General features: G+C 52.0%; 2 rRNA genes (1 of these 2 only partly in view). Both read left to right on the top strand.

From position 1 onward, the window contains the following. A 23S ribosomal RNA gene (locus AC07VF_RS26430) occupies positions 1-2,862 on the top strand (it extends 31 nt beyond the left edge of the window). A 146-nt stretch (positions 2,863-3,008) separates the two neighbouring features. Next, positions 3,009-3,124, top strand: a 5S ribosomal RNA gene (gene rrf / locus AC07VF_RS26435). Positions 3,125-3,133 lie beyond the last annotated feature (9 nt).

Below are 3,133 nucleotides of genomic sequence, written 5' to 3' on the forward strand. Positions count from 1 at the left end.
CTTGGCAGTCAGAGGCGATGAAAGACGTGGTAGCCTGCGAAAAGCTTCGGGGAGTCGGCAAACAGACTGTGATCCGGAGATGTCTGAATGGGGGAACCCAGCTGTCATAAGACAGTTACCTTACACTGAATACATAGGTGTATGGAGCGAACCAGGGGAACTGAAACATCTAAGTACCCTGAGGAAAAGAAATCAACCGAGATTCCCTTAGTAGTGGCGAGCGAACGGGGACCAGCCCTTAAGTTGATTTGAGATTAGCGGAACGCTCTGGAAAGTGCGGCCATAGTGGGTGATAGCCCTGTACGCGAAAATCTCTTGTCAATGAAATCGAGTAGGACGGGGCACGAGAAACCTTGTCTGAACATGGGGGGACCATCCTCCAAGGCTAAATACTACTGACTGACCGATAGTGAACCAGTACCGTGAGGGAAAGGCGAAAAGAACCGCGGAGAGCGGAGTGAAATAGATCCTGAAACCGTATGCGTACAAGCAGTGGGAGCCCACTTTGTTGGGTGACTGCGTACCTTTTGTATAATGGGTCAGCGACTTATTTTCAGTGGCGAGCTTAACCGAATAGGGGAGGCGTAGCGAAAGCGAGTCTTAATAGGGCGTCTAGTCGCTGGGAATAGACCCGAAACCGGGCGATCTATCCATGGGCAGGTTGAAGGTTGGGTAACACTAACTGGAGGACCGAACCGACTACCGTTGAAAAGTTAGCGGATGACCTGTGGATCGGAGTGAAAGGCTAATCAAGCTCGGAGATAGCTGGTTCTCCTCGAAAGCTATTTAGGTAGCGCCTCATGTATCACTGTAGGGGGTAGAGCACTGTTTCGGCTAGGGGGTCATCCCGACTTACCAAACCGATGCAAACTCCGAATACCTACAAGTGCCGAGCATGGGAGACACACGGCGGGTGCTAACGTCCGTCGTGAAAAGGGAAACAACCCAGACCGTCAGCTAAGGTCCCAAAGTCATGGTTAAGTGGGAAACGATGTGGGAAGGCTTAGACAGCTAGGAGGTTGGCTTAGAAGCAGCCACCCTTTAAAGAAAGCGTAATAGCTCACTAGTCGAGTCGGCCTGCGCGGAAGATGTAACGGGGCTCAAACCATGCACCGAAGCTACGGGTATCATCTTAGGATGATGCGGTAGAGGAGCGTTCTGTAAGCCTGTGAAGGTGAGTTGAGAAGCTTGCTGGAGGTATCAGAAGTGCGAATGCTGACATGAGTAACGACAATGGGTGTGAAAAACACCCACGCCGAAAGACCAAGGTTTCCTGCGCAACGTTAATCGACGCAGGGTTAGTCGGTCCCTAAGGCGAGGCTGAAAAGCGTAGTCGATGGAAAACAGGTTAATATTCCTGTACTTCTGGTTATTGCGATGGAGGGACGGAGAAGGCTAGGCCAGCCTGGCGTTGGTTGTCCAGGTTTAAGGTGGTAGGCTGAAATCTTAGGTAAATCCGGGGTTTCAAGGCCGAGAGCTGATGACGAGTGTCCTTTAGGACACGAAGTGGTTGATGCCATGCTTCCAAGAAAAGCTTCTAAGCTTCAGGTAACCAGGAACCGTACCCCAAACCGACACAGGTGGTTGGGTAGAGAATACCAAGGCGCTTGAGAGAACTCGGGTGAAGGAACTAGGCAAAATGGCACCGTAACTTCGGGAGAAGGTGCGCCGGTGAGGGTGAAGGACTTGCTCCGTAAGCTCATGCCGGTCGAAGATACCAGGCCGCTGCGACTGTTTATTAAAAACACAGCACTCTGCAAACACGAAAGTGGACGTATAGGGTGTGACGCCTGCCCGGTGCCGGAAGGTTAATTGATGGGGTTAGCTAACGCGAAGCTCTTGATCGAAGCCCCGGTAAACGGCGGCCGTAACTATAACGGTCCTAAGGTAGCGAAATTCCTTGTCGGGTAAGTTCCGACCTGCACGAATGGCGTAACGATGGCGGCGCTGTCTCCACCCGAGACTCAGTGAAATTGAAATCGCTGTGAAGATGCAGTGTATCCGCGGCTAGACGGAAAGACCCCGTGAACCTTTACTATAGCTTTGCACTGGACTTTGAATTTGCTTGTGTAGGATAGGTGGGAGGCTTTGAAGCGTGGACGCCAGTCTGCGTGGAGCCAACCTTGAAATACCACCCTGGCAACTTTGAGGTTCTAACTCAGGTCCGTTATCCGGATCGAGGACAGTGTATGGTGGGTAGTTTGACTGGGGCGGTCTCCTCCTAAAGAGTAACGGAGGAGTACGAAGGTGCGCTCAGACCGGTCGGAAATCGGTCGTAGAGTATAAAGGCAAAAGCGCGCTTGACTGCGAGACAGACACGTCGAGCAGGTACGAAAGTAGGTCTTAGTGATCCGGTGGTTCTGTATGGAAGGGCCATCGCTCAACGGATAAAAGGTACTCCGGGGATAACAGGCTGATACCGCCCAAGAGTTCATATCGACGGCGGTGTTTGGCACCTCGATGTCGGCTCATCACATCCTGGGGCTGAAGCCGGTCCCAAGGGTATGGCTGTTCGCCATTTAAAGTGGTACGCGAGCTGGGTTTAGAACGTCGTGAGACAGTTCGGTCCCTATCTGCCGTGGACGTTTGAGATTTGAGAGGGGCTGCTCCTAGTACGAGAGGACCGGAGTGGACGAACCTCTGGTGTTCCGGTTGTCACGCCAGTGGCATTGCCGGGTAGCTATGTTCGGAAAAGATAACCGCTGAAAGCATCTAAGCGGGAAACTTGCCTCAAGATGAGATCTCACTGGAACCTTGAGTTCCCTGAAGGGCCGTCGAAGACTACGACGTTGATAGGTTGGGTGTGTAAGCGCTGTGAGGCGTTGAGCTAACCAATACTAATTGCCCGTGAGGCTTGACCATATAACACCCAAGCAATCTGCACAAAGACAGCAGGTTGCGGTGTGTGAAGACGCATGAAGACGAAAGTTTGCGAACACACAAGCTGCACCTTGATCACATACCCGATTTGCTGAAGCGTTCGAGAGAACGAGTCAGTACCCGAATTTCTTGACGACCATAGAGCATTGGAACCACCTGATCCCATCCCGAACTCAGCAGTGAAACGATGCATCGCCGATGGTAGTGTGGGGTTTCCCCATGTGAGAGTAGGTCATCGTCAAGATTAAATTCC

The organism is Pseudomonas sp. GW821-FHT02H06 (assembly GCF_059421525.1).